We start from the raw sequence: 23,899 nt of genomic DNA, 5'->3' as shown, positions 1-23,899 counted from the left end.
TCCTGAGGGCCGTCAGAGCTCCAGGCGCACCACGAAGCCCTGGCCGCTGTTCGGCAGCACGAAGCGGCCGGCGTCGGCGTGGACCTCGACCCCGTCGAGGTGCACGGTCGCCGGCTGGCCGCCGTGCACGACGAGGTGGAACGCGGTGCGCGCGAACTCGGGGTACCCGTCCCCCACGACGTCCCCGCGCATCGTCACCTCGGCGCCGGCGCGGGTCACGGTGAAGGTCGTGCGGTACCGCGCGCCCCTGAGCGCCGCGAAGGTCAGCCCGTCGTCCTCCTGCAGGAACGAGACGTGCGTGCCGTCCCGCGTCGGGACGAACAGGTGCAGCTCCACCTCGACCGGGTGGTACCCCGACGTCGAGGCCGGGGCCTGCGTCCAGCCCGGGATGACGGCGCCGGCCCGCGCGTACAGCGGGATCCGGTCCATGGGCGCCGGCGCGACCACGAAGCGCCGACCGGGCACGGGGGCGTCGGTGTGCCAGTCGTACCAGCCGCCCTCGGGCAGGTACACCTGCCGGGCCGTGACGCCGGGCTCGACGACCGGCGCGACGAGCAGGTCCGGGCCGAGCAGGTACTCGTCGTCCAGGTCCCGGGTCACGAGGTCGTCACCGAAGTCGAAGACCAGCGGACGCTGCACCGGGGCGCCGGTCTCCGACGCGCGCAGGAACGCGGCGTACAGGTACGGCAGCAGCCGGTAGCGCAGCCGCACGGCGTCGCGCACGACGTCGAGCACGGCGCCGCCGTACGCCCACGCGTACTGCTCGACGGCGGTGTTCACCGAGTGGTTGCGGCAGAACGGGGTCAGGGCGCCGTACTGCGTCCAGCGCAGCAGCAGCTCGGGGCCCGAGTCGCCCATGAAGCCGCCGATGTCGGCGCCCACGAACGCCTGGCCCGAGATCCCGAACCCCGCGGCCATCGGCATGCTCAGCCACAGGTGGTCCCAGCGCGACATGTTGTCGCCCATCCAGTTGGCGGCGTACCGCTGGATGCCGGCCGAGCCCGCGCGGGACAGCACGAACGTGCGCCGGTCCGGCATCTCGGCCAGCAGCCCCTGGGTCGTGCCCATGGCCATGAGCAGCGCGTACTGGTTGTGGAAGCGCTCGTGCGGGTACGCGCCCCGGCCGAAGCGCATGGGCAGCGGGTCGATGTGACCGGTCGCGGGCTCGTTCATGTCGTTCCAGATGCCGGCCAGGCCCGAGCGCACGTGCGCCGCGTTGAGCCGGCCCCACCACGCCCGCGCCTCCTCGGTGACGAAGTCGGGGAACACGGTGTTGCCCGGCCACACCTGCCCGACGTAGAGGTCGCCGCCCTCGGTGCGGCACAGGACGTCCTGCGCGACGGCGTCGTCGAACACGGCGTACCCGGGGTCGTGCTTGATGCCCGGGTCGACGATCGTGATGACGCGGAAGCCCTCGTCGGCGAGCGACGCGAGCATCCCCGGCACGTCCGGGAACCGCTCGGCGTCCCAGGTGAAGACCCGGTACCCGTCCATGTAGTCGATGTCGAGCCACAGCGCGTCGCACGGCACCTCGAGCTCACGGTGCCGGCGAGCGAGCCTCTGCACGGCGTCCTGCGTGTAGTCGTGCCAGCGGGACTGGTGGAAGCCCAGCGCCCACAGCGGCGGAGGTGCGGTCCGGCCGGTCAGCTCCGTGTACGCCTCGAGGATCGCGGGCATGGTGGGCCCGGCGAAGACGTACTCGGTGTACTGGCCGCCGGACGCGTGCACGGCGTACTCGTGCGGGGCCGTGAAGTCGTACTCGGTGCGGTAGCCGTTGTCGAGGAACGACCCGGCCATCGCCCCGGACGGGTAGGCCTGGTGGTAGAAGAACGGGATGGAGACGTAGTACGGGTCGAACTCGGTGCTGGTGCTGTCCGCGCGGGGGTCGGCCGGGTCCAGGCCGCGGGTGAACTCGCCGGACGCGGTGGGCGCCAGCACGTCGGTGTTCCACAGGGTGAACTCGCGCCCGCGCCGGTTCAGGCGCCCCGTCTTCTCCCCCAGCCCGAAGATCGCGTCCTCGGGACGGCACCGCCGGCGCAGGACGAAGGCGTCGTTGAGCGTCGCGTACGCCCAGGGACGGCCGTGGTCGTCCAGTGCGGTCTCGACCACGGGGCTGCCGTCCGTCCGGTGCACGTCGAGCCGGAACGGGTCCAGCCACACCGTCACGACGAGCGCGGAGGTCCTGATGCGCACGGCGTCGTCGCCGTGCTCCACCTCGAACGCGACGTCCCGGGCGAGCGGGTCGACGCACACCGCGAACGTCGGCTCCTCGTCGAGCTGCCCGCCGCGGCTGATCTTCAGGCGCACGACGTCGTCGCGGACGACGTCCACGCGCAGCCGCTCACGCCCGAGTGTCGCCAGCACACCCTTGGCGGTGGTCTCGACCGCGTCGACCCGCTCGACCAGGACGTAGTGGTCGGTCCTGCGCACGTCGCACCCGCCCGTCTCGATGGCGAGCCCGCCGGTGCCGGCGGGCCGGGGCCCATGCTGGCCCACCGCCGGCGGACCGGGCCACCCGTGCCGTGGCCCGGGCTGCCTCCCCCGGCCCGACCGACCGCTGCCGGCCGAGCGTGGCCGGGTCGGGGGGCGGGCGTCAGGCCCGGTGGTGGGCGAGCACGGACGGCGTCTCCCACGCTCCACGGTGCGACACGAACCGCAGCCGGCCGGCCTCCGTCGGGGCGGCGGGCCGCTCCACCAGGTAGTCCGCCTCGGGTGGCCCGAGCAGCAGGTCGTCCTGGCCGACGTCGACGACGCCCACCGTCAGCGTCTCGCCCGCGGAGGGCGAGTCCCGCCAGTCGAACACGTGCCCCGCGAGGGGGCCGTCCAGGCACACGTACTGCGGCATCGTCGTCTCCATCCACGTCGGGCGGCTGCTGCACGTCCTGCGCGGCGCGTCCTCGTCGTCCCTGCGGCCACGCTAGGTGGCCCACGTGAACGGCCGGGGTCGCCGCCGTTACGAGCGCGTGCGGGCTCGGGGCAGGCTCGGGCGACGCGGTGGTCGCAGGTCCGCGCCCGGGGCGAGCACGGGCGGGGCGGCCGGGACCGCAGCGCGAGCGGCCGCAACTCCAGCCGGAGCGGCCGGGACCCCGGCCGGGACCACCGGGGGCGCCGACCGGGGACGTGGCGTCGGCAGGAGGCCGAGGCGGGGCATCCGGTAGCCGGCCCGCACGACGGCGTCCGCCAGCAGGTCGCCCGGCACGGGACGCGAGACGAGGTAGCCCTGCGCGAGGTCGCAGCCGAGCGCCCGCAGCTCCTCGAGGATCTCGGTGGTCTCCACGCCCTCGGCGACGACCTTCAAGCCCAGGCTCTGACCCAGGCCCACCATGCTGCGCACGAGCACGCGGCTGGCTCGTGCGCGGGGCGGGTCCGCCAGGCCGAGCAGGAACGACCGGTCGATCTTGAGCTCGCGCACGGGCAGCCGCTGCAGGTAGGACAGGCTCGAGTAGCCCGTCCCAAAGTCGTCCAGGGAGAGCGTGACGCCGATGGCCGCGAGCCGCTCCAGGGTGGGGACCGTGCGCTCCGGGTCGCCCATGACGCTGCTCTCGGTGATCTCCAGGATGAGGCGCTCGGCCGGGACGCCGGCCGTGGCGAGCGCCGCGGCCACGCGCTGCGGCAGCGTCTCGTCGTTGACGTTGCGGGCCGAGAGGTTGACCGCGACCGTCAGGTCCAGGTCCGCCTCGCGCCAGCGGCGCAGCTGGCCCAGGGCCTGGGCGAGCACCATCTGCGTGAGGTCGTCGATGAGCCCGGTCGACTCGGCGACGGTGATGAACGCGTCCGGCGGGACCCGCCCCAGCACGGGGTGGTTCCACCGGACCAGCGCCTCGACGCTGGTCGCCACGCCCGTGGCCAGGTCGACCTTCGGCTGGTAGTGCATCTCGAACTCGTCGTGGTCGAGCGCGGCGCGCAGGTCCACCAGCATGGCGAGCCGCTCGCGGCGGCCGTCGTCGAGCGCGTCGGCGTAGACCAGGACCGGCAGGCGGGCGTCCTTGGCCGCGTACATCGCCGTGTCGGCCTGGCGCAGCAGGTCCGCCTCGTCGTCACCCGGACGCCCGACCGTGATGCCGACGCACGCGCCGGTGGTCACCGCCGCGGCGGTGAGCTGCACCGGAGCCGACAGGGCGCGGCCGATGGCGGTCGCCAGGGACAGGGCGAGCTGCTCGGCGTCCGGGGACGCCGGCAGGACGACCGCGAACTCGTCGCCGCCGAGGCGGCCCACCGTGCAGCCGGGTGGGACGGTGGCCAGCAGACGTTCGGCGACCACGCCGAGCAGCTCGTCGCCCATGTCGTGCCCGAACGCGTCGTTGACCTCCTTGAAGCGGTCGAGGTCGAGCAGCAGGACGCCGACGCGGTCCGTCACGGCGGACTCGGCCATGAGCTCGCGGAGCCGCTCGGCGACCTCGGAGCGGTTCGGCAGGCCGGTGAGCGCGTCGTGGCGCGCCTCGTAGCGCAGCTGGTCGACGAGCCGGACGCTGTGCAGCGCCACCGCGAGGTGCCCGGCGAGGGTGCGCAGCAGGGCGTGGTCGTCCCCGGTGAAGCGGGTGCGGTCCCCCAGGCGGTCCGCCACCGACAGCGTGCCGCCGGTCCCGGAGGCGTCCAGCGGCACCACCAGGACGTCGTCGTCACGGCCCTCCCCGTCGGCCGCGGGGCCGTGGCCGACGACGCCGTCCTCGTCCACGCGCCGGTGCACGACCTCGGGACCGCCGTCGTGCGGGGCGACCGCGAGCTCCACCCGGCCGGCGCGCAGCAGGGTCTGCACCCGCGGCAGCAGCCGCTCCACGAGGTCGTCCAGGTCCCGGGCCCCCTCGCCGAGACGGATGAAGTCCTGCAGGTCCTGCAGGGAGCGGTGCCGGCGCCGCAGGACCAGGTACGCCCGGTACGACAGGGCCGCGACCGCCGCGACGCCGCCGAGCAGCACCGTCCCGAGCGAGCCGGAGACGAGCAGGAGCGCCGCGATCAGCCCGGTCGCGGTGTTGAGCGCGACGAACAGGCCGGCGGACAGCAGGACCTCCCCGACGTCCTCGAGGCCCACCGGGCCGCCGTTGACCCGGATGACGAGCAGGACGACGGCGCTCATCACCAGGTCGACGACCGCCAGCGCGAGGTAGCAGGTCCCCGCCACGGCGAGGTCGAGGTAGCCGTCGTCCGGCACGAGGTGCGCGCTGAGCGCGAGGACCGCGCTGATGTCGAGCGCGTAGGCGGCGAGGTTGAACGCCAGCTTGACCGGGGGGACCCGCTGGACCCCGAAGGCGACGACCGCCGCGGTCAGCCGCGCGGCGACCAGGAGCCACGGCGGGCAGAACAGCAGGCCGAGGAGCAGGGGCACGCCCGAGAGGGAGAACGAGTAGGCCTGCCGGCGGATCTCGATCCGCGCCTGGCCCAGCTCGGTGAGGAAGAACAGCACGGCGAGCACCGCGGCGACCGCGGTGGGCGCCAGCCCGGCCGGCGGCGGCAGGAGCGGGCCGGTCGGGAAGTGGCGCGTGAGGGTCGCGGCCGCGGTCAGGAGCGTCCCGGCGAGCACCAGCGTCAGGACCGTCGGGTCCGTCAACCGACGGACCGCCCGGAGACCGAGGGTGTCGGTCTCCGGGCGGTCCGGTGGCGTGTCGTGCTCGTCCATCAGCGCGTCCCCCGGTCGTGGTCGTCCTCTGCTGCGCCTATCGGCAGCAGGACGCCCACGTTCAGGGTTCGTGCGGGGTGGCTTACGTCCAGGGGATGCTGGACCAGCGCGCCCGCTCCCACGAGGCGTCGCTCCAGCGGGCACGGGACCAGCGGGCCCGGTCCCAGGAGGCGTCGCTCCACCGCGCGCGGCTCCACGCGGTGTCGCTCCACCGGGCCCGCGCCCAGCCCGTCGAGGTCCACGTGTCCCCGCTCCAGCGTGCCCGCATCCACAGGCCGCCGTCCCAGGCGGTGGCCGAGGCCGAGGCCTGCGTCCACGTGGCCGGGTTCCACGGCGTGCCCAGGACGTCGACCTCGCCGACGAGCACCTCACCGGTCTCGGGGTTCGCCAGGTGGCTGCCTCCCCTGGCCAGGTCCAGCGACCCGAGGCCCGTGGCCGGGGCCCACCTCTGGGTGACCGCCGGGTGCTTGGCGTCGACGACGACCTTCTTCGCGGCCTCGACGGCGGCGGCCACGTTGAGCTGGCCGGCACCGGCGTCGACGACCGGCTCCCCGGAGAGCGGTCGGGCCGTGCGCACGAGCACGTCCTTGACCTGGTCGGGCGTCAGGCTCGGGTTCGCCTGGAGCACCAGCGCGGCGGCACCGCTGACGACGGCGGCGGCCTGCGACGTGCCGCTGCCGCGGAACAGCCGGCCGGTGGTGTCACCCTCGACGAGACCCTCCGGGTGCTCGAGGTCGACCGACGACCCGGGAGCCCGGAAGGAGACGACCGAGCGGCCGGGGGCCACCAGGTCGACGTGGCGCGCGGCGGTGCCGCGGCTGCTGAAGTCGGCGACGGACGGGCTGACCCACCCGCTCGTCAGGCCGTTCGGGTCGGACGCACCGACCGCGATGACGTACGGGTCGATCGCGGGGTTGCTCAGGGAGCCGGCGTCCTCGCCGTCGTTCCCACCGGAGACGACGACGACGAGGCCGTTGCGCCACGCGTGCTCGGCGGCGGCGGCCAGCGGGTCGACCTGGTACGGCTGGATCGCCTCGGTGCCGAAGGACAGGTTGACGACGCGGACGTTCATCCCGTTGTCGGTGCGGTGCTGCGCGACCCAGTCCAGCGCCGCGATGACCTGGCTGACGTCGGTGCTGCCGTCGGTCGTCGCGAGCTTGAGGGCGAGGAGCTGCGCGTCCGGGGCGACGCCGAGCTGGACGGAGGGGTCGGTGGCCTTCGGCGCGCCGGTCTTGGGGTCGACCGCGACCGGGTCGCTGCCCCCGATGATGCCGGCCATGTGCGTGCCGTGGCCGAAGGTGTCGTCGGCCAGCCGCTCCTCGCTGTTGACCTCGAGGGACAGGTCCGGGCCGCGGACCAGCTGACCCGGCTGGTCCAGGCCGGGGACGGCCTGCACGCCGGAGTCCAGCACGGCGACCGTGACGCCCTGCCCGGTGACGGCGCGGCCCGCGGCGTCCTTCTGCGTCCAGGCGGTGCGGGCGCCCACGGCGTGGGTCAGCGTGAACAGCGAGCCCGGGTCGAGCGAGTCGACGTGCTTGCCCAGCTTCAGCGCCGCCTTGTCAGCCTGGTCGTCGCCCCACTCCGTGCCGACGACCGGCGTGGTCGTCGCCGGTGCCGTCGCGTCCCCGGCGGCGTGCGCGGCGCCACCGGTGCCCACCACCAGACCGGAGAGAAGCGCGGATGACCCGATCACAGCGCCCCATCGGCGCAGGTGACCCGGTTGCGTCTCGTGCATGACTGTCTCCCATCGGATCTCACCCCGTCCGGGGCGAGCACCGCCGACGCTAGGGCGACGACCACGGCGTCGACGGGCCCGGGACCGGGCGTCACCCCAACAGCGCAGCGATCTCACCCGCTGCTCGACGGGCCGTACCCGGACAACGCGGGCGAACGGGACGAGCGGGACACGACGGCGGCGTCGGTGCAGGTCAGGCCCGTCGGCCCGCGGATCGGCCCTCAGGGGAGGACGGTGCCGCCGCCCGTGGCCGTGGCGGTCGCCGTGCCCGTCAGCGTGCCCGTCAGCGTGCCGCCCGCCACGGTCTCGCCCGCCACCGCGCCGCCCGCCACCGTGCCGCCCGCCATCGCCTCGCTCGCCGGCCGCGGTCGGCCGAAACGGTAGCCCTGCCCGAGCGGGCAGCTGAGGCTCGCGAGCGCGCGCACCTGGGCGTCGTCCTCCACGCCCTCCGCGACGACCTGGAGGTCGAGCGTGCGGCCGAGCTGGATGATCGCGCCGACGACGGCGCGGTCCTCGGGACTGACCGCGAGGTCGTCCACGAACGACTTGTCGATCTTCAGGACGTCGATCGGGAACCGGCGCAGGTAGCTCAGCGAGGAGTATCCCGTGCCGAAGTCGTCCAGCGCGAGCCGCACCCCGAGCTCCTTGAGCCGGCGCAGCTTGCCGGCGACCCGCTGGGCGTCGTCGACCAGGACGCTCTCGGTGATCTCCAGCGTCAGCAGGTGCGGGTCGAGACCGGACCGCTCCAGGGCCTCGGTGACGTCCCACACGAAGCCGGGGTGCTGGAACTGCTGCGCGGAGACGTTGACGCTCATCCGCAGCGCCGGGCCACCCCGACGCTGCCAGCGGGCCGCCTGGCGCGTCGCCTCGCGCGTCACCCACCGTCCGATCGGCACGATCAGGCCGCTCTCCTCCGCCAGCGGGATGAAGTCCGCCGGCGGCACGAGCCCGCGTCCGGGGTGGTTCCACCGCAGCAGCGCCTCGAAGCCGACGACGTCGCCCGTGGTGAGCCGGACGATCGGCTGGTAGTAGAGCTCGAGCTGGTCCCCGTCGAGTGCGTGGTGCAGGTCGGCCCGCAGCCGCTCCGTCTCCAGCTGGGACGCGTGGTGGCTGCCCTGGAAGACCTCGTAGCGCCCCTTGCCGGAGGTCTTGGCGACGTACATGGCGATGTCCGCCGCCCGCAGCAGGCCCAGCTCCGCCGCGGCCGGGGTCTCCGACGTCGCCACGCCGATGCTCAGCCCGATGTGGACGTAGCGGTCGGCGAGGTGCAGCGGCTCGCGCAGCGAGGACAGCACCCGCTCGCTGACCCGGGTCGCGTGGGTCGGGCCGGACCCGCCGGACAGCAGGACCGCGAACTCGTCACCGGCCAGCCGGGCCGCGACGTCGCCCGGCCGCAGGCAGCCCTGGATCCGCGCGGCGACCGCCTGCAGGAGGGTGTCGCCGACGTCGTGCCCCAGGTTGTCGTTGACGGTCTTGAGGTCGTCGAGGTCGAGGAACAGGACGGCGAACGGCGTCCCCGCCAGCCGGTGCCGGTCCTCCGCGGCGCGCAGGCGGTCCATGAAGAGCGCGCGGTTCGGCATCCCGGTGAGCGGGTCGTGGAAGGCCTGGGCGCGCAGCTGGTCCTCGAGCTCCTTGCGGTCGCTGACGTCCCGCGTGGTCAGCACGACCCCGTTCACGGCGACGTCGGTGAGCAGGTTGGCCGCGACCGTCTCCACCCAGCGCCACGTGCCGTTGCGGTGCCGCATGCGGCACACGAGCGAGGCCGGCTGCACCGTGCCGCCCACCACCCCGGACAGGTACGCCCGGAACGCCGGGGCGTCGTCCGGGTGAACCAGGCCCGCGACGTCGGTGTGGAGCAGCGTGTCGGGCGGGTGGCCGAGCACCCAGCCGACGGACGGGGTCTGGTAGGTGATCGTCCCGGCGGGGTCGACGACGGTGATGATGTCGGACGCGTTGCGGACCAGCGACCGGAAGTGCTCGCCCGCCTCGAGGGTGTCGATGAGCCGGTTGAACGCGCGCGCGGTCTCCCCCAGCTCGTCGTCGGAGTCGACCGGGATGCGCCCGGACCGGGACCCGGTCCAGTCCCCGGTCCGGAACGCCTGCGCGACGGTGCCCGCCACGGCGTTGAGGTGCGCACTGAGGACGGCCAGGCGCCGGCCGACGACGGCGCGGCTCAGCGCGTGGTTGGCGGCGCCGACGAGGAACCCCGCCGCGAGGCACGCCGCGACGAACCCGGGGTGGCGCGCCTCGCGCGCGTCGATGCCCATGGCGACCGCGAACAGGGGGAAGACCGCCCCGACGAGCAGTCCCAGGCCGACCATGTAGACGGCGAGGTCCCAGAACACGCGGCGGGTCAGACGCAGGCGTCGCGCTCGGCGGGGAGCGCTCTCCGTCACGGACGCGCGTCGAGAGGTCACGGGGAGATCATCGTCCAACCGGGCCCCCGCATGAGAGTTGGTCCGCACCACTCATCCGGCACGCGGCTCGTCCGATCAGCCTGTCATGGAGACGACCTCACGGACCGGGCGCTGGCCGCTGGTGGGCGCTGACCTGCACGTGCGCGTCCTCGACGGCTCCGAGCGGCCGTACGTCGACCTGGACTCGGCGGCCACCACCTCCGCCGCCGTGTCCGTCGCGCGCGCCGTCCATGAGTTCGGCCCCTGGTACTCCAGCGTGCACCGCGGCGCGGGGATGCGGTCCCGGGTGGCCAGCGCCCGCTACGAGGAGGCGCGGCACACGGTCCTCGACTTCGTCGGTGCCGACGCCCGCACCCACGTCGCGATCTTCCCCCGCAACACGACCGAGGCCCTCAACATCCTGGCGTTCCGGCTGCGTCTGGCCCCGGACGACGTGGTGCTGACCACCGCGGTGGAGCACCACGCCAACCTTCTGCCCTGGCGGCGGCACGCCCGCCTGCGCACGGTCGACGTCACGGCCGAGGGGACGTTCACGGTCGAGGACGTCGTCGCCGGCCTGGACGCCTCCCCCCGCCCGCAGGTGCTGGCCCTGACCGGGGCCTCCAACGTCACCGGCTGGGTGCCGCCCCTCGCGGAGATCGCGGCGGCGGCCCGGCAGCGCGGGGTCCTGGTGGTCGTGGACGGGGCCCAGCTCGCCCCCCACCGGCCCGTCGACATGACGGCGCTCGGGGTGGACGTCCTGGCCCTGTCCGGCCACAAGCTGTACGCCCCCTACGGCGCGGGCGCCCTGGTCGCGCCGCGCGAGCTCTTCGCCGGGGGCGAGCCTCTGCTCGTCGGCGGCGGCGCGGTGTCCGCCGTGTCCTTCGACGACGTGGTCTGGGCCGACGGGCCGGAGCGCGAGGAGGCCGGGTCCCCGAACGTGCTCGGCGTCGTCGCCCTCGCGGCGGCCACGCAGGACGTGCTCGCCCAGGGGTGGTCGGCCGTGGTCGCGCACGACCGCGAGCTCACGTGGGCGCTCGACGCGGAGCTGGCGGCGGTGCCCGGTCTGGTCCGCTACGGTCCGGGGCCGTCGGCCGACCGGCTGCCGATCGCGGTGTTCAACCTGCCCGGCATGTCGGACTCGCTGCTCGCGGCGCGGCTGTCCTACGAGTTCGGGATCGGCGTGCGCAACGGCTGCTTCTGCGCGCACCCCTACGTCGGGCGCCTGCTGTCCCTGGACGACGCCGACGTCCGCCGGTACCACGACGACGTGCGCGCCGGCCGCCGCGACCGCGTCCCGGGGGCCGTGCGGGCGAGCACCGGGCGAGGGACCTCCCTGCGCGACGTCGCCGCGCTCGGCGAGGCGCTCCGGACCATCGCCGGCACCCCCGGACGCAACCAGGACTACCGGCCCGGTGCGCACGGCGACCTGCAGCCCGACGGCTGGCGCGCCTGACCGCCCGGCCCTGACGCACCGGTTACGCTCGCCGGGACGATCGTCCCGCGGCTGCCGACCGGCCTGCGCGGGCGCTCCGGCGTCACGGCCGCCCGATGAGCGGTCCGCCCCACCGGCCCGGTCCCGACCGGCCGGCCCGAACAGGAGACGTGCGTGCCCGACCCCCTTGCCGGCACAGCCGCTCGGGGCCTCGACGACGGGGCCGACGGGCGGCGCCCGCTGCTGTCCGGCGTCCCGCTGAACCGCCTGGCGGCGTCGCACGACGCCGGACGGGTGCTCGGCGAGCTCGCCATCGCGGCGGCCGGGATCGGCGTCTTCCGGTGGGACCTCGTCACCGGCCGGGTCAGCTGGGACGAGGTCGGTCGTGACCTCCTGGGCCTGGACGAGGGCACCGAGCACACGGTCGGGTCGCTGACCTCGCGCGTGCACCCCGAGGACCGCGCCCGGGTGGTCGCCGCGCTGGACGCCGCGGTGCTCGCGGAGGACGGCTTCGACGCGGAGTACCGAGTCCTGACGCCCGACGGCGGGACGCGCTGGGTCTCCGCGCGCGGCCGGACGATGCTCGAGGAGGGCCGGCCGGTGCGCATGGTCGGCGCGGCCTACGACACCACGGCGCGCCGGCGCAGCGAGGCTCGCATCGCCGAGGTGCTGGAGTCCATGCCCACCGCCTTCTTCTCGCTGGACACCGACTGGCGGTTCACCTACGTCAACGCCGAGGCCGAGCGGGTCCTGGGGCGTCCGCGCCGCGAGCTGCTCGGCGGCGACATCTGGGAGCTGTTCCCCGCCGCCCTGTCGTCGCAGTTCGAGGACGGCTACCGCCGTGCGGTGCGCACGGGGCGGCCCGCGTCCTTCGACGCCTACTACCCGGCGCCGCTGGACGCGTGGTTCGAGGTCCGTGCCTGGCCGGGGCCGGACGGGCTGGCCGTGTACTTCCTGGACATCACGGCCCGCCGCCAGGCCGAGGAGCAGGCGGCGCACCTCGCGCACCGGGCCGCCCTGGTGGCCCGGGTGACCGCCGAGCTCAGCGAGACCCTCGACGGGGAGCAGGCGGTCGGGCGGCTCGCCCAGCTCGTCGTCCCGGACCTGGCCGACTGGTGCCTCGTGACCCTGGTGGACGACGACGAGCAGGCCGGCGCCCGTCGCGGCCTGCGCGACATCGGGTGGTGGCACGCGGATCCCGAGATGCGTCCGCTGGTCGAGGAGTACGGCGCGATGCGGATCGGTGCGCTGCGGGACCGCTCGTTCGTGGCGCAGGCGCTGTCGAGCGCCGACACCGTGGTCGTCGACGCCCGCGCGTCGGCGCGGATCGCCGAGCTGCTGGAGCCCGGCCGCGCCCGTGACCTCATCGCCCGGCTCGCCCCCGAGACGGCCTCCGTCATCCCGTTGCGCGGGCGGGACGGGGTGGTCGGGCTCATCACGCTGTTCCGCGGCGCCGAGCGCCAGGCGCTCACGGCGGACGAGCTCGCCACGGCCGGCGAGGTCGCGGCACGGGCCGGCCTGGCGCTCGACAACTCCCGGCTGTACCGCCAGCAGCGCCAGCTGGCCGAGGGCCTGCAGCGCGCGCTGCTGACCGAGCCGCCGCGGGCGCCCGGGCTCCGGATCGCCGTGCGCTACGAGCCGGCCGCCGAGGCCGCGCAGGTCGGTGGCGACTGGTACGACGCCTTCCTGCAGCGCGACGGCGGCACGGTGCTGGTCATCGGGGACGTCGTCGGGCACGACATCGTCGCGGCGGCGTCGATGGGTCAGCTGCGCTCCATCCTGCGCGGCGTCGCGGTGGCCACCGGCGCGGGGCCGGCCGAGCTGCTCGAGGACGTCGACCACGCGATGGTCACCCTGCAGTCCGCCACGCTCGCGACGGCCGTCGTCGCCACCGTCGAGCCCGAGCGGTCCGGTGACGCCGGCCACCGGACCGTCCGGTGGTCCAACGCGGGGCATCCCCCGCCGTTCGTCATCGGGCCGGACGGGTCGGTCACGGAGATCCACGCCGACGAGGCGGACCTGCTGCTCGGCGTCGTCCCCGACACCCGGCGCGGGGAGACCGTGACGGTCCTCGCGCCCGGGGCGACGCTCTTCCTCTACACCGACGGCCTCGTGGAGCGGCGCGACCAGCCCCTCGGCGACGGCATCGCGCTGCTGCACGACGTCCTGCGCGAGGTCGCGCACCAGGACCTGGACGTGGTGTGCGACGAGGTGCTGCGCCGCCTGCTGCCCGCCACCCGCAGCGACGACGTCGCGGTGGTCGCCGTGCGCCTGGCGGACGGCGGCAGCGCCGGGTCCCCGGACGGCGCGGGTGCGCCCTCGTCGCCCCGGTCCCGCTGACCCGCCGGACGTGACCACCCCAGCCGAGCCGGACGCCGCACGGGCGCTCGCGTCCGCCCGCGCGGAGACGCTGCGCCGGCTCGCCGGCCTGACCGGCCACGTGGACGAGCTGGTCGCCGCGTCCGTCGACTCCAACGCGGACGACGAGCACGACCCGGAGGGCGCGACCATCGCGTTCGAGCGCGCGCAGCTCGCCTCCCTCGTCCGGGAGGCGCAGGACCGCCTGGAGGAGGTCGACGCCGCGCTCGTCCGGCTCGCCGAGGGACGCTACGGCACGTGCGAGCGGTGCGGCGCCGCGATCGCCCCGGGGCGGCTCGAGGTCCGCCCGACCGCGCGGACCTGCGTCGCCTGCGCCGCCCGTTGACCGGCGCCGCCCGCTGAACGGCGCCACCCGCGCAGGGGCCGGACGTCCACGTCACGGCGTTGCTCCGGTCGGGTGACACCCTGGCGAGCGGCCGTCCCGGCATGCCCGGACCTGGCGCTGCGAATACCATCGCCGATGGGCCCAGCGCCCGGTTCGCCGTGTCGGCGTTCCATCCGACGTCGTCGACCACCCGGGGGCCCGTGCCGTGATCTCTGCTCGCCACCGCCCGGCGGGGGCACCTGACGGGACGCCGGACCCCGCAGCGGGCTCGCGCGGCGTGACGCAGGTGCCCGCCGCGCGCCACGCGCCCGCTGCCGCGGCGCAGGGCCCGGCCGTCGTGGACGCGGAGGCGCTGGCCGCGGTGCTCAACGACTTCGCCGCGACGGTCACCGGCGACTTCTCCGTCGACGACATCCTGCGCCAGCTCGGCTCCGGGATCACCCGCGTGCTGGAGGTCGACGGCGCCGGCGTGCTGACGCCGCGGACGCCGGGCGGGATGCTGCGCGTCGCCTTCGCGACCTCCGGTGCCGGGGAGACGCTCGACCGCCTCCAGGAGGGGCTGCAGGAGGGTCCGTGCCACGACTGCCACGCCTCCGGGCGCCTGGTCCAGGTCGACGACCTCACCGCCGGCGAGCGGTGGCCGGACTTCGAGCGGCGCGCCGCGTCCCTGGGCGTCCGCAGCGTCACGGCCGTGCCGATGCGCGCCCGGGGACGGCTGTGGGGCGTGCTTGACCTGTACCGCCGCACGCCTGAGCCGCTCTCCCCCGGCGAGCTCGAGGCCGCGATCACCCTGGCCAACCTCGCCACGTCCTACCTGGTGGTCGCGGCGGACCGCGACACCGCCCGGCACGCCCAGGACGAGCTGGCCCACCGCGCCACGCACGACCCGCTCACCGACCTGCCGACCCGGTGGATGTTCTTCGAGCACGTCTCGCACGCCCTCGCCGGGCTCGCCCGGCGCCCGGGTCAGGTGGGGCTGCTGTTCCTCGACCTGGACGGCCTCAAGCAGGTCAACGACACGTTCGGCCACCTCGCCGGCGACCGGCTGCTCACCACGGCCGCCGAGCGGGTGCGTGCCGCGCTGCGCCCGACCGACATCCTGGCCCGCCTGGGCGGGGACGAGTTCGTCGTGCTGCTGGAGAACCTGCACGAGCCGGCCGACGCCGAGCGGGTCGCGCAGCGGATCCTGGACGAGCTCACCGTGCCGTACCGCCCCCAGGGCCGGACGATCAACACGTCCGCGAGCATCGGGATCGCCACGACGGGCGACCCGCACCAGACCGCCGACGCGCTCGTGCTGCAGGCCGACTCCGCGATGTACCGGGCGAAGGACGCCGGGCGCGGCCGCTACGAGGTCTTCGACTTCGACCTGCACGCGGCCGAGAAGGCGCGCACCTCGGCCGAGGAGCGCCTCATCGCCGAGCTCGGCGCCGCGCTGCGCCAGGACCAGCTCGACCTGCACTACCAGCCGATCGTCGACGTCCTCACGGACCCGGACGACCCCCTGGCCGAGAGCGGCGTGTACGCCGTCGAGGCGCTGGTCCGCTGGAACCACCCGGTCCGCGGCCTGCTCCCGGCCGGCGCCTTCATCGACGCCGCCCTGCGCGGCGGGCTCATCGGGGACCTCGGGGCGTGGGTGCTGACCGCGGCCTGCCGGCAGCTGCGTGCCTGGGACGACCAGCTGGGCGAGCACGCCCCCGGCCGGATCTTCGTCAACGTCTCCACCCAGGAGCTGACCGACCCGCTGCTGCCCGTGCGCGTCGCGGACACCCTCGCCGCGACCGGCGTCGCGGCCCACCGGCTGACGCTGGAGATCACCGAGTCCGGCATGATCACCAGCCCCGAGGTGACGCTCGGCGCGCTCGCCCAGATCCGCGACCTGGGCGTCCAGCTCGCGATCGACGACTTCGGGACCGGCTACTCCTCCCTCAGCCGGCTGACGCAGATCCCGGCGTCCACGCTCAAGGTGGACCAGTCCTTCACCCGGGACCTGGCCGCCAACCGGGACGCGGCCGCCGTCGTGGCCGCCGTGCTCCTGCTGGGCCACAACCTGCGCCGGACCGTCGTGGTGGAGGGCGTCGAGGACGCCGAGACCCTCGGCGGCCTGCACGAGCTGGGCTGCACGCACGTCCAGGGGTACTTCCTGTCGACGCCCAAGCACCCCGACGACCTCGCCGGCGAGCTGGTCGAGCAGCCCTGGAAGGCGCTGCGGACCCTGCAGGGGTAGTCGCCGCACACCTGGGTCGCCGGGCGCCTGGGTCGCCGGGCGCCTGGTCGCCGGCCCGCGGCCTCGACCGGCGACCGGCCGGCCGCGGACCCGGGGCGGACGGAGGTCGTCCGCACCGCTGGCCGCTGGGCGGGACGCGAGCGTACGCTCGCAGGCACCACGACGAACCCGCTCCTGCGAGGTGAGGTCCATGCCGTCCACCGCCCCGGACGTCCTGCCGCTGCTGGCCCGCGGCAAGCACCGCAGCCCACGGCGTGGCGCCTGCTTCATGGAGCTGGCGAGCTATCTCGCCGGGGAGCGGTGGAGCGACCATCCGGCCTGCACGCACCCCGTGCTCGCCCGGCTGGCCCGGGGGGTGAACGACGCGACGTCGGACGACGCGCGCCCGCGACTGGCGCGGTACATCCCGTCGGTCATCGGGCTCACCAGCGCCGACCCGCGGTGGGACCACGAGATCGCGGTCGTCGCCGCGTGCGCCGCGCTGCCCGTGGCCGCCGAGGAGCGCCAGCGCGTGCTCGCCGTGGGCCTGCTGGCCTGCGAGCGTCTCCTCGCGGTGGCCGACGGCCGGGACCCGGCGGACCTCCGCCCCGCGGCGCGTGCCGCGCTGGCCGACGTGCCGCTCGCCGCCCGCTGGGCCGAGCGGTTCACGCGCGAGCACGGGCTGGGTGGCTCGACCCGTGACCCGGCGCCCGCCGTCGTCGACTTCGCCGTCCAGGCCCTGGCGCTGTCCGCCGCGCCGGACACGGACGCGCGGCTGGCGACCGTGCTCGAGCAGGCCGTCGCGGTGTGCCGGACGCTGGCCGGTGCGCAGGGCGACCCGGTGCCGGACCTCGACGGCTCCCCGTGGGCACGGATCTGCCCGCCCGCCGTGCCCACCCCGGTGCGGTGACGCCCGGGCGGCTCGCCTGGCGCCTGTGCTACGAGCTGCTCGCGGCGCAGGTGCGCCGCCCCGAGTGGCGCTTCATGAACTACGGCCTGTCCCCGGACGCCCTGGACCCACCCGGACCTGCCGTCGCGCTCGATCCCCGCGACGAGCCGGACCGGCTGTGCATCCAGCTCTACGCGCACACGGTCCACGGTGTGCCGCTGGAGGGCCGCGACGTGCTGGAGGTCGGCTGCGGACGCGGCGGTGGCACCGAGTACCTCGCCCGGTACGGCGGCCCGCGGTCGACGACGGGCCTGGACTTCTCCCGCAGCGCCGTCGCCCTGTGCCGACGGCACCGCCGGGCGCCGGGGCTGCGCTTCGTGTGGGGCGACGCCCAGGCCATGCCGTTCCCCGACGCGTCCTTCGACGTCGTCGTCAACGTGGAGTCCTCCCACTGCTACCCGTCCATGGAGCTCTTCCTCGCCGAGGTGCGCCGGGTGCTGCGCCCGGGCGGCACCTTCGCGTGGGCCGACCTGCGCAGGGCCGACGCGGTGCCGCGCGTGCGCCGCCAGCTCGGTGCGGCCGGCCTGACCGTCGTCTCCGAGCAGGACATCACCGCCGGGGTGGCGCGCGCGCTGCGGCTGGACGACGCGCGCAAGGCCGCCCTGGTCCAGGCCTGGATCCCGCGACCCTTCCGTCGGGCGATCCGGCCGTTCGCGGCGCTCGAGGGGACCCCGAACCACACCGGCCTCACCGGCGGCGACATGCGCTACCTGTCCGCCCGGCTGGTCGCCGCGGGCCCCACGAACGGGTGACACCCCGCGCCGGGTGGCGTTCGTGTTGCTGGGTCATCGCACCCCCCATAGCCTCATTTCCGGCAGCGCAGAAGGCGTGGCCGCACATGGAGCCACCCCGTCCGGCGTCCCGACGACGGCCAGGGTGGCGCCCGGGGTGGACGCACCTCGGGTGACATACATCGACGGCGGACCAGCGGTGCCGGCCCTCGAGGACCTGCTCGCGCCACCACGGCGCGGGCGCCCTCGGAGGCAGGCGGGAACCGCCCCGTCGTCGGCGGCCGCTCCCGTCCGTCGTCGCCCTCGGGCACCCCGCGTCACCACGCGCACCCGGATCCCCAACAAGTGGAGGAATCACCATGATCGGCACTGACGAGATCCAGAACCTGCTCACGTCCGGCGGCACCGTCGTCGGCACCGACGGGGACAAGATCGGGAAGGTCAGCCAGGTCTTCCTGGACGACCAGACCGGCAACCCGGAGTGGGTCACCGTCACCACCGGCCTGTTCGGCACGGCCGAGTCCTTCATCCCCCTCACCCAGGGCTCTGTCCGCGGCGACGAGATCGTCGTCCCCTACGACAAGGCGAAGGTCAAGGGCGCCCCGCGCGTCGAGGACTCCAACGGCCACCTGTCGGAGACCGAGGAGGCGGAGCTCTACCGGTACTACGGCCTGGACTACACCACGGACTACGAGACGGCCGGCACGGGCTACGACGACACGGCGACCAGCACCTACGACGTGACGGACACCGCCGGGCTGGACAGCACGACGACGACCGGCGTGGCGTCGGACCTCAACCAGCACGGCACGGTCGGCCACGACACCTCGGGCCCCACCACCGACAACGCCATGACGCGCTCGGAGGAGCGGCTCCACGTCGGCACCGAGCGGGTCGCCACCGGCCGCGCCCGTCTGCGCAAGTACATCGTCACCGAGCAGCAGACGGTCACCGTCCCGGTCACCCACGAGGAGGTGCGGCTCGAGCGCGAGCCGATCACCGACGCGAACGTCGGCGACGCCCTCTCCGGCCCCGCGATCAGCGAGGAGGAGCACGAGGTGATCCTCACCGAGGAGCGCCCCGTCGTCGCCAAGGAGACCGTCCCGGTCGAGCGCGTGCGCCTCGACACCGACGTCGTCACGGAGACCGAGACGGTCACCGAGAACGTCCGCAAGGAAGAGATCGAGCTCGACACCGACGCCGACACGCGCCGGGGCACGACCGGCCTGTGAGGGCCCCGCAGCACCCCTGACCCCGCATCGGGACGAGGTCGGGACGAACGACTCGACGGCCGGCCGCTCGGAGCGACGACTCCGGGGGGCCGGCCGTCGCCGTCCCCGCCACGGGCGACCGGACCGGCCACCGACGCCGGCGTCCGGCGGCGGCACGGTGGCCCCCCGGCGGCACCGTGGCGCGTCAGCCCGGCAGCACGAGGGCGGGCCGGCGCGGGTCGTCCGCCCGCACGACGACGTCCGCCACGGCCTCGGGCCGGACCTCCTCGGCGTACCGGGCGAACGCGGGCAGCGTCCACCGGTCCTCGGGCGGCGTCCGCCGCTGGAGCGTGGGCTCGCGCAGCGCCAGGTGCACGGTCAGGTCCAGGTCGAGCCAGCGGCCCAGGAGCAGCGACCCGTCCAGGACCAGGACGGCCCCGGCCGGGGCGTCGACCGCCGGTGCCCGGGTCGCACGGTCGCGGACGGGGTCCCACAGGCTGGGCAGGTAGCGGCCCGACCCGTCCGGACCGAGCGGGTCCACCACCTCCCGGGCCAGCGCGGACGAGTCGAGCCATTCGTCGAGGAACGCGTCCGGGTCGTGCCGGCCGTGCTCGAGCCGCACCGACGCGGGCCGCAGGAAGTCCTCCGCGGACACCCGCACCACCGGCCGGCCGGCCCGCCGCAGGGGCTCGACGAGCGCGTCCGCGAGCTCACCAGGGGCGGCCGGCGGGGCACCGTCCACCGCGACGCGCAGCCGCTCACCTGCCGGTCGCGTCGTCACCAGCGCCACGACGTGGTCGACGACGGCGGCGGGTGTCACCGGCTGGACGCGCACGGTGCCATTCTCACCGCTCACGACCCCCGGTCCTGCCGCACGTCCCGGCCCGGCGCCGGGTGGCGCCACCGGCGACCACCGGACCGCGCCGCCTGGTCAGGGACCGTCCGGCAGCGGCCGCCGGCGTGCCCGGGTCAGCCGCGTGACCGCGGCCAGCCCGTCCGGCGTGCCCGGCCAGCACCGCTCCACCGTGCCCTCCCCCGCACGGCGCACGACCGCACGCAGGACCAGGGTGACGACGATCGCGTCGTCGGCGTAGCCCAGCACCGGCACGACGTCCGGGATGAGGTCGATCGGGAACGCCAGGTACGCCAGGGTGAGCCACAGCAGCACCCGGGTGGTCCGCGGCACCGCCCGGTCGCGCGCCAGGCGCGCGAGCAGGCGCAGCAGGTCCGGCAGGACGCGCAGCGCCTCGCCGAGCGCGGCTCGTCCCGGGTGCGCGGCCAGCAGGGCTGCGGCCAGCAGCACCCAGGCGGCGAGCAGGCCTCCGCCGAGGCCCAGCAGCAGGTCCCGCACCGACTCGCTCACGCGGGTGCCCCGGTCGCCGCGGCGTCGGGGGCGACACCCGGGGCGGCACCCGCGGCGGCGTCGCGGGCGGCCCGGCGGGCAGGGAACGCGAAGCGGTCCAGGTCCTCGGCGGCCGCGACCGGTCGAGCGCCGGCGCGGGCACGGGCCTCCTGGAGCAGCGGGCCCACGTCGGGGTACCGGGACGAGAAGTGCGTCAGGACCACCGACCGGGCGCCGCCGGTGGCGCCCAGCGCGCCCGCCTGCCCCGCGGTCAGGTGCCGGTACTCCTCGGCCAGGTGGGCCAGCTCGTCGGCGAACGTGCACTCCACCAGCAGGAGGTCCGCGCCGTCCGCCAGCTCCTCGGCGCCCTCGCACCGCGCGGTGTCCATGACGATCGCGAACCGCTGACCCGGCCGGCGCACGCTGACGTCCGCCAGGCGCACGCCGTCCAGCCCGCCGTCGCGCTGCAGCCGCGCGACGTCCGGGCCACGGACGCCGGCCGCCTCCAGGCGCTCGGGCAGCAGGGTGCGCCCGTCCGGCTCCGTCAGCCGGTACCCGTAGGTCTCCACCCGGTGCCGCAGGGGCACGACGGCGAGGCCGTCCGCGACGTCGCCGGCGACCCCGTGCGGGTGCAGGCGCAGGTCCGGGGGGATGGCACCGACCGACACCAGCGCCCGCACCACCTCCTCCCCCGACGCCGGGTAGTGCAGGTGCACGGGGTGCTCGACGCCGTCCAGCGCGAGCCGCGACAGGACGCCGGGCAGCCCGAAGCAGTGGTCGCCGTGCACGTGGGTCAGGCAGATCCGGGTGATCGCGGACGCCGGCACCCCGGCGAGCGTCAGCTGCCGCTGGGTGCCCTCGCCGGGGTCGAAGAGCAGGCCGGCGCCGTCCCAGCGCAGCAGGTAGCCGTTGTGGTTGCGCGTGCGGGTCGGCACCTGCGACGCCGTACCCAGGACCACCAGCTCGCGCATGGCAGCGAGTCTGCCCGCGCCCGGGACGCGCGGCGCGCCGGGGTCAGGCAGGGGGCTCGGGGCGGACCGTCCCCGGGCCGGCGGGGCCGGCGCCCGCCAGGGCCGCGCCGAGCCGGTCCAGCAGCTCCACCTGGGCCCGGACGACCAGGGTGCGCGCGTGCTCGAGCGGCCACCAGCCGGCTCGGTCCAGCTCGGGGAACGACTGCCGGCGCCCGCTGCGCGGCGGCCACTCCAGCTCGAAGGTGTTGCTGTCGATGGTCGTCACGTCCAGGTCCGCCAGGCGCGCCCAGGCGGTCACCGTCTTGCCGCCGCCCTGCCGCACGGTCCCCAGCGGGAGGTCCGGCCCGTCGGGCGGCGGGCGGCCGATCTCCTCGGCGAACTCGCGCACGGCCGCCGCGTGCGGGTCCTCGGCGTCCGTGTGCTCGCCCTTGGGCAGCGTCCAGGCGCCGGCGTCCTTGCGCGCCCAGAAAGGGCCGCCCATGTGGCCGAGCAGCACCTCCACACCGTCGGCGCCGTGCCGGTACAGCAGCAGACCGGCGCTGGTGACCACGGCGCGCTCCCCTCGGTGTCGGTGTGCGCCCGCAGCGTACGACCGTGGGGACCCCGGGGTGATCCTGCGGCCCGCGCGGGCTGCCGTGTCGACGTCCGGGCGTCGCCGGGTGAGGATCGGGGCATGACCCCCCTGGCGGACGGCGTCCGCGACCGCGTCGGCGCGGCCCTGTTCACCAAGGTCGCCGGCCCCGAGGGGCCGGAGGCCCGCGACCGCATCCACGGCACCCCGGGGCCGCGATGGTTCCCCGAGGGCAGCGCCGTGCGCCGCGTGCACGGCGACGCCTCCATGTTCGTCGGCGGGCTGCGCGCCCTGCTGCTGCAGTCGCTGCACCCCCAGGCGATGGCCGCCGTGGCCGCCCACTCCGGGTACCGCGGGGACCCGTGGGGGCGGCTGGCCCGCACGAGCACGTTCCTGGCCACGACGACGTTCGGCACCGCCGACGACGCCGCGCAGGCGGTCGCCGTCGTGCGCGCCGTGCACGAGCGCATCCGTGGCGTGACCGCGGACGGACTGACGTACGCCGCGTCCGACCCGCACCTGGTGCGGTGGGTGCACGTCGCGGAGGCGCACAGCTTCCTCGCCGCGCACCAGCGCTACGGCGCCCGCCCGCTCGACGCGGCGGGCTGCGACGAGTACGTGGAGCAGGCGGCCGTCGTGGGACGCGCCCTCGGCGCCGTCGACCCTCCCACCACCCTGGCGGGCCTGCGGGAGCAGCTGCGGGGGTACCGGGCGGAGCTCCGGGGCACCCACGAGGCACGGCAGGCGGCGCGGTTCCTGCTCGTCAGCCCGCCACTGCCGTGGCCGGCGCGCCCGCCCTACGCCGTGCTGGCGGCGTCGGCGGTCGCCCTCATGCCGCCGTGGTCCCGTCGCCACCTCAGCCTGCCGCACCTGCCGCTGCTGGAGGCGTCCGTGGCGCGGGCCGGCGGGCACGTGGCCACCCGCACCATCCGGTGGGCGCTGGGCGCACCGGGCGCGTAGCGCACCCGGCGAGTAGCGCATCGGGCGAGTAGCGCATCGGCCCGCACCTGCGTGGGCCCCGGTGGGCTCGAGGCTCACCGGGGCCGGGCGCGGCTGCGTCAGGACTTGCGCTGGTCCATCTTCAGGCCCTCGAACGAGTGCTCGGTGTGGTACGGCGGCAGGTCCTGCGCCGTGCGGGCGACGATCTCGTGGCTCAGGTGCGCCTTCACCTCGGCGGGCACCCGGTCGTAGGCCTCCTGGGAGATCCGGATCCGGGGCGGGTGCGGGTCGTCGAGGTTCGCGTGCCGGTCGACGATCGCACGGTCGTCCGGCGAGACGATCCCCAGGATCGCCACCTGTCGCATCCGCGCATGGATGCCCATCGCCGAGCCGCGGTGGAGCATGAGGCCGGAGCGGATCGAGAAGTTGCCCGCCTTGGCGAAGAACGACTGGAGCTGCGCGTCGAGCTCGGGGGTGCGCTCGTCCGGCGGGAACATCTGCCCCTCCCAGTCCGCGCCCGGGTCCCGGTGCGTGCCCGGCAGCCCCTGGAACGGGCCGTCCACGACGTCGACCGCCGAGGCGTTGACCGCGATCGACGTCAGCCGGCCCTCGTCGCGCGTCGCGGCCGGCATGGGGAAGTCCCGGTGCCAGGGCTGGTTCTCGGCGCCGGGCAGCGGGATGTCGCAGCCGAGCTCGACGACCTGCCAGTCCGGCCCGAACATGTGCTCGGACAGGGCGGTCACCACGGGGTGCTGCACGAGGTCCCAGAAGCCGCGGACCCGCTCCGCGTACGGCTCGAAGTAGAACCGGTTCCAGCCCCGCGGCGCCACGCCGTTCGGCTCCCGCAGCGCCTCGGAGAACTCCCGCGCGAGGTCCTGGTCCAGGGCCTGCGCCCACTCCCGCGGGAACGCGCCCCGCACGACGGCGATCCCGCGCTCGTCCACCTCGGCGCTGAGCACCTCGGGGGCGTAGTCGCCCGTCGGCGTGACCCCCACCTGCGTCTGCACGTCCGTCATCGCTGCCCCCAACTCCGCTGGTCGTCCCTGACCCGATGAGCCTAGGCACGCCGCGGGCGCAACGACCATCGGGCTCGGT

The 23,899-nt window shown here is 75.5% G+C and carries 18 protein-coding genes; 8 read left to right on the top strand and 10 right to left on the bottom strand.

Annotation, left to right across the window (positions count from 1 at the left end; genetic code table 11):
• Positions 1–12: 12 nt before the first annotated feature.
• From CAE01nite_RS04840 to CAE01nite_RS04820, 5 genes are all read right to left on the bottom strand, one after another.
• A complete protein-coding gene (locus tag CAE01nite_RS04840; protein WP_146900762.1) occupies positions 13–2,430 on the bottom strand; it encodes a glycoside hydrolase family 31 protein in 2,418 nt (805 codons plus the stop codon).
• Positions 2,431–2,593: 163 nt separating this feature from the next.
• On the bottom strand, positions 2,594–2,845 hold the full coding sequence (locus CAE01nite_RS04835; RefSeq protein ID WP_146900759.1) for a hypothetical protein: 252 nt from the start codon (positions 2,843–2,845) through the stop codon (positions 2,594–2,596).
• Between the two features lie 108 nt (positions 2,846–2,953).
• Positions 2,954–5,614 carry a putative bifunctional diguanylate cyclase/phosphodiesterase gene (locus tag CAE01nite_RS04830; RefSeq protein ID WP_146900756.1) on the bottom strand — a complete coding sequence of 887 codons (2,661 nt, stop codon included), beginning with the start codon at positions 5,612–5,614 and terminating at the stop codon, positions 2,954–2,956.
• 82 nt (positions 5,615–5,696) lie between these two features.
• Positions 5,697–7,349, bottom strand: a complete 1,653-nt coding sequence (locus tag CAE01nite_RS04825; protein WP_146900753.1) for a S8 family serine peptidase — start codon at positions 7,347–7,349, stop codon at positions 5,697–5,699.
• A 221-nt stretch (positions 7,350–7,570) separates the two neighbouring features.
• On the bottom strand, positions 7,571–9,766 hold the full coding sequence (locus CAE01nite_RS04820; RefSeq protein ID WP_146900750.1) for a putative bifunctional diguanylate cyclase/phosphodiesterase: 2,196 nt from the start codon (positions 9,764–9,766) through the stop codon (positions 7,571–7,573).
• Positions 9,767–9,851: 85 nt separating this feature from the next.
• On the opposite strand from CAE01nite_RS04820, the gene CAE01nite_RS04815 reads away from it, so the two are divergent.
• The 7 genes from CAE01nite_RS04815 to CAE01nite_RS04785 all read left to right on the top strand — a co-directional run bounded on the left by CAE01nite_RS04815 (position 9,852) and on the right by CAE01nite_RS04785 (position 19,002).
• A complete protein-coding gene (locus tag CAE01nite_RS04815; protein ID WP_146900747.1) occupies positions 9,852–11,201 on the top strand; it encodes an aminotransferase class V-fold PLP-dependent enzyme in 1,350 nt (449 codons plus the stop codon).
• Positions 11,202–11,354: 153 nt separating this feature from the next.
• A complete protein-coding gene (locus CAE01nite_RS04810; RefSeq protein WP_246131013.1) occupies positions 11,355–13,520 on the top strand; it encodes a SpoIIE family protein phosphatase in 2,166 nt (721 codons plus the stop codon).
• A gap of 10 nt (positions 13,521–13,530) precedes the next feature.
• Positions 13,531–13,884, top strand: coding sequence for a TraR/DksA family transcriptional regulator (locus CAE01nite_RS04805; protein ID WP_146900744.1), 354 nt, complete (start codon positions 13,531–13,533; stop codon positions 13,882–13,884).
• Positions 13,885–14,161: 277 nt separating this feature from the next.
• Positions 14,162–16,111, top strand: a complete 1,950-nt coding sequence (locus CAE01nite_RS04800) for a putative bifunctional diguanylate cyclase/phosphodiesterase (protein ID WP_186816419.1) — start codon at positions 14,162–14,164, stop codon at positions 16,109–16,111.
• Positions 16,112–16,301: 190 nt separating this feature from the next.
• Positions 16,302–17,000 carry a hypothetical protein gene (locus CAE01nite_RS04795; RefSeq protein ID WP_146900738.1) on the top strand — a complete coding sequence of 233 codons (699 nt, stop codon included), beginning with the start codon at positions 16,302–16,304 and terminating at the stop codon, positions 16,998–17,000.
• Entirely contained in the window at positions 16,955–17,791 is an 837-nt protein-coding gene (locus CAE01nite_RS04790) for a class I SAM-dependent methyltransferase (protein ID WP_246131012.1), read from the top strand. The genes CAE01nite_RS04795 and CAE01nite_RS04790 overlap by 46 nt, the downstream gene beginning before the upstream one ends.
• Before the next feature lie 338 nt (positions 17,792–18,129).
• Positions 18,130–19,002, top strand: coding sequence for a DUF2382 domain-containing protein (locus CAE01nite_RS04785; RefSeq protein WP_146900735.1), 873 nt, complete (start codon positions 18,130–18,132; stop codon positions 19,000–19,002).
• Positions 19,003–19,186: 184 nt separating this feature from the next.
• Here CAE01nite_RS04785 and CAE01nite_RS04780 read toward each other — a convergent pair whose 3' ends face one another.
• The 4 genes from CAE01nite_RS04780 to CAE01nite_RS04765 all read right to left on the bottom strand — a co-directional run bounded on the left by CAE01nite_RS04780 (position 19,187) and on the right by CAE01nite_RS04765 (position 21,844).
• Positions 19,187–19,816, bottom strand: a complete 630-nt coding sequence (locus CAE01nite_RS04780) for a nucleoside/nucleotide kinase family protein (protein ID WP_146900732.1) — start codon at positions 19,814–19,816, stop codon at positions 19,187–19,189.
• A gap of 96 nt (positions 19,817–19,912) precedes the next feature.
• Positions 19,913–20,344: a YkvA family protein gene (locus CAE01nite_RS04775; RefSeq protein ID WP_246131011.1), complete on the bottom strand. Its 432-nt coding sequence runs from the start codon at positions 20,342–20,344 to the stop codon at positions 19,913–19,915.
• Positions 20,341–21,294 carry a ribonuclease Z gene (locus tag CAE01nite_RS04770; RefSeq protein WP_146900730.1) on the bottom strand — a complete coding sequence of 318 codons (954 nt, stop codon included), beginning with the start codon at positions 21,292–21,294 and terminating at the stop codon, positions 20,341–20,343. Before CAE01nite_RS04770 ends, CAE01nite_RS04775 begins: the two co-directional genes overlap by 4 nt.
• A gap of 43 nt (positions 21,295–21,337) precedes the next feature.
• Positions 21,338–21,844 carry an NUDIX hydrolase gene (locus tag CAE01nite_RS04765; protein WP_146900727.1) on the bottom strand — a complete coding sequence of 169 codons (507 nt, stop codon included), beginning with the start codon at positions 21,842–21,844 and terminating at the stop codon, positions 21,338–21,340.
• Between the two features lie 123 nt (positions 21,845–21,967).
• Here CAE01nite_RS04765 and CAE01nite_RS04760 point away from each other — a divergent pair, with 123 nt between their 5' ends.
• Positions 21,968–22,825, top strand: coding sequence for an oxygenase MpaB family protein (locus CAE01nite_RS04760; RefSeq protein ID WP_146900725.1), 858 nt, complete (start codon positions 21,968–21,970; stop codon positions 22,823–22,825).
• 98 nt (positions 22,826–22,923) lie between these two features.
• Here CAE01nite_RS04760 and CAE01nite_RS04755 read toward each other — a convergent pair whose 3' ends face one another.
• The gene (locus CAE01nite_RS04755; protein ID WP_186816418.1) at positions 22,924–23,820 is read right to left on the bottom strand and encodes a phytanoyl-CoA dioxygenase family protein; all 897 of its coding nucleotides are present in this window, start codon (positions 23,818–23,820) and stop codon (positions 22,924–22,926) included.
• Positions 23,821–23,899: the final 79 nt, after the last annotated feature.

It is taken from the genome of Cellulomonas aerilata (genome assembly GCF_007991755.1).
Classification (GTDB): Bacteria; Actinomycetota; Actinomycetes; order Actinomycetales; family Cellulomonadaceae; genus Pengzhenrongella; species Pengzhenrongella aerilata.
The sequence above is the reverse complement of the archived record's forward strand: the minus strand, read 5'-3'. Positions and strand labels throughout refer to the sequence as shown.

What these genes read in the sequence shown, in the direction of transcription:
- CAE01nite_RS04760 (WP_146900725.1), top strand. Translation starts at nt 21,968, where the DNA reads ATGACCCCCCTGGCGGACGGCGTCCGCGACCGCGTCGGCGCGGCCCTG.
- CAE01nite_RS04795 (WP_146900738.1), top strand. Translation starts at nt 16,302, where the DNA reads ATGCCGTCCACCGCCCCGGACGTCCTGCCGCTGCTGGCCCGCGGCAAG.
- CAE01nite_RS04815 (WP_146900747.1), top strand. Translation starts at nt 9,852, where the DNA reads ATGGAGACGACCTCACGGACCGGGCGCTGGCCGCTGGTGGGCGCTGAC.
- CAE01nite_RS04755 (WP_186816418.1), bottom strand. Translation starts at nt 23,820, where the DNA reads ATGACGGACGTGCAGACGCAGGTGGGGGTCACGCCGACGGGCGACTAC.
- CAE01nite_RS04835 (WP_146900759.1), bottom strand. Translation starts at nt 2,845, where the DNA reads ATGCCGCAGTACGTGTGCCTGGACGGCCCCCTCGCGGGGCACGTGTTC.
- CAE01nite_RS04830 (WP_146900756.1), bottom strand. Translation starts at nt 5,614, where the DNA reads ATGGACGAGCACGACACGCCACCGGACCGCCCGGAGACCGACACCCTC.
- CAE01nite_RS04770 (WP_146900730.1), bottom strand. Translation starts at nt 21,294, where the DNA reads ATGCGCGAGCTGGTGGTCCTGGGTACGGCGTCGCAGGTGCCGACCCGC.
- CAE01nite_RS04825 (WP_146900753.1), bottom strand. Translation starts at nt 7,349, where the DNA reads ATGCACGAGACGCAACCGGGTCACCTGCGCCGATGGGGCGCTGTGATC.
- CAE01nite_RS04785 (WP_146900735.1), top strand. Translation starts at nt 18,130, where the DNA reads ATGATCGGCACTGACGAGATCCAGAACCTGCTCACGTCCGGCGGCACC.